Origin of the sequence: Microbacterium sp. CPCC 204701 (assembly GCF_004010105.1) — a bacterium.
Classification (GTDB): Bacteria; Actinomycetota; Actinomycetes; order Actinomycetales; family Microbacteriaceae; genus Microbacterium.
The window spans coordinates 1-2,607 of sequence record NZ_RRYE01000397.1 but is presented as its reverse complement, the minus strand read 5'-3'; the positions used below and the strand labels follow the sequence as shown (position 1 = coordinate 2,607).

Below are 2,607 nucleotides of genomic sequence, written 5' to 3'. Positions count from 1 at the left end.
CAACCGACCCCGCGCCCCGCACGGCCATCCCCGACCGCGCCGGCATCGAGGTCGGCGATCGCCGCCAGGTGCACTCCGCTCGGCTGGACGACCGCTACGCCATCCTCGGCGCCGCGGCCGGCGCCCTCGCGCTCGCGGCGCTGCTCTTCGGCTGGATCGCGCCGCTCAGCGGCATCGTCGGGTTCATCGCCGTCGCATTCCTCGCCTTCCTCGTGTTCTACGCGCTGCTGGTCAGCATCACCGGCGACTGGCGCGAAGTCGTAGACCGCCTGATGACCGTGGTGCTCGCGAGCGCCGGCGTCATCCTCTTCGGCGCCCTGCTGTTCGTCGTCATGTTCACGCTCGTGCGCGGCTGGCCGGCGCTGATGAACATCAACTTCTTCTTCCAGGACATGGAGTTCGCAGGCCCCTTGGACGGCCTCGACGTCGGCGGCATCGCGAACGCGATCGTGGGAACGCTGATCCAGATCGGCATCGCGCTGGCGATCTCGATGCCGCTCGGCATCGTGACGGCGCTGTTCCTCAACGAGATAGGCGGCCGGTTCGCACGGTTCGTCCGCACGATCGTCGACGCCATGACCGCGCTGCCCTCGATCGTGGCCGGCCTGTTCATCTACTCCGCCTTCATCCTGGTGTTCACGAACCAGCGGTCCGGCTTCGCGGCCGCTCTCGCGATCACCGTGATGATGCTGCCGATCATCATCCGGGCATCGGATGTCGTGCTGCGCCTCGTGCCCGGCAACCTCCGCGAGGCCTCGTACGCGCTGGGGGCGTCTCGCTGGCGCACGGTGTGGCATGTCGTGCTGCCCACGGCGCGGTCGGGACTCGTGACCGCCGTGATCCTCGGCACCGCCCGCGGCATCGGCGAGACTTCGCCCGTGCTGCTCACCTCGGGCATCACGAGCGTCATGAACACGAACCCCTTCGACGGTCCGATGATCTCGCTGCCGCTGCAGGTCTTCACCTTCGTGGGCTCGCCCGAGCCCAACTTCATCGCGCGCGGCTTCGGCACCGCCGCCGTGCTGATGCTACTCGTGCTGACCCTGTTCGCGATCGCCCGGGTGCTCGGCGGTCGTGGTGCGGGCGAGCTGTCACCGCGCCGGCGCCGGGCCGCATTGGCCCGCTCGCGTCGAGACCTCGCCCGATTCGACGACGCCGATGACGCCCGCCCGATCGAGACGTCGGAGTACGCCGGCCTCGGCGACCAGCGGGACCCCCGCTCCGCCCGTCCCCTGGAGGAATCGAAATGACCCGGCTGAACCGCCGCCGCGTGAGCCTGATCGCGGCCTTCAGCGCCCTGCTCGTCGTCGTCGGCATCGCGCTGCCCGCGCACGCCGCGACGTACGAGCCCATCACCGGAACCGGCTCGACCTGGTCGCAGAACGCGCTCGACCAGTGGCGCCGCAATGTGGCGCAGAACTACGGCATGACCGTGAACTACTCCGGCGTCGGATCGACGGCCGGCCGGCGCGACTACATCAACAGCAGCGTCGACTTCGCGGTCAGCGAGATCCCGTTCCAGCAGCAGCCCGAGGACGGCTCGACTGCCGAGATTCCGCCGCGCGGGTACGCGTACATGCCCATCGTCGCCGGTGGCACGGCCTTCATGTATCACCTGAACATCGGCGGCAAGCGCGTCACCAACCTGCGGCTGTCGGGTGCGGTGATCACCAAGATCTTCACCGGCGCGATCACGAATTGGAACCACCCCGAGATCAAAGCCGACAACCCAGGTCTCGCGATGCCCGACAAGGCCATCGTGCCGATCGTGCGCTCCGACGGCTCGGGCACGTCGGCGCAGTTCTCGCTGTGGATGGCGAGCCAGCACGGCGACCTCTGGACGCACGGCATGAAGTCGCAGTTCCCCACGCCCGCGAACGGCAAGGCGCAGAAGGGTTCCGACGGCGTTTCGGGATACGTCGCGCAGGGGTACGGCGAGGGGTCGGTCACCTACGTCGAGTACTCCTACGCGATGAAGGCTGGGTTCCCGGTGGCGAAGGTGCTCAACCGCGCCGACTACTACGTCGAGCCCACCGCCGACTCGGTGGCCGTCGCGCTGCTGAAGGCCCAGATCAACGCCGACCTCACCCAGAACCTCAGCAACGTGTATGCCGACGCCGACCCGCGCACGTATCCGCTCTCAAGCTATTCGTACATGATCGTGCCGACGCAGGTCGGCGGCACATTCACCGAGAAGAAGGGCTCCACACTGGGCACGTTCGCCAGCTACATGCTGTGCGAGGGCCAGCAGCAGGCGGAAGACCTCGGCTACTCGCCGCTGCCGATGAACCTGGTGCTCGCGGGCTTCGAGCAGATCCGCCGCATTCCCGGCGCCGGCGCCTCGAACGTCGACCCCAACTCATGCAACAACCCGACGTTCAAGCCCGGCGACTCGCCGAACAACAACCAGCTCGCGCTGACGGCGCCGCAGCCCGCGGACTGCGACAAGCGCGGCCCCAACCAATGCACGACCGGCACGGCGGGCGCCAAGCAGGACACGCCGACCACCGGAACCGGAGGAGGCGGCGGCGCAGCCGGCGCGGCGGGAGGGGGCGATACGACGGGCTCGGCTGCCGGCGGCGGTGACGCGGCGGCGGCCGGGGGCGA

General features: G+C 69.0%; 2 protein-coding genes. Both read left to right on the top strand.

The annotated features are described in order from the left end of the window. Window positions 1-1,250: phosphate ABC transporter permease PstA (pstA, locus tag EIO58_RS15925; RefSeq protein WP_205789326.1), on the top strand; the 1,250-nt coding region annotated here is incomplete at its 5' end. Continuing rightward, the coding region (pstS, locus tag EIO58_RS15920; protein WP_127820322.1) for a phosphate ABC transporter substrate-binding protein PstS at window positions 1,247-2,607 on the top strand (1,361 nt) is incomplete at its 3' end. The genes pstA and pstS, both read left to right, overlap by 4 nt.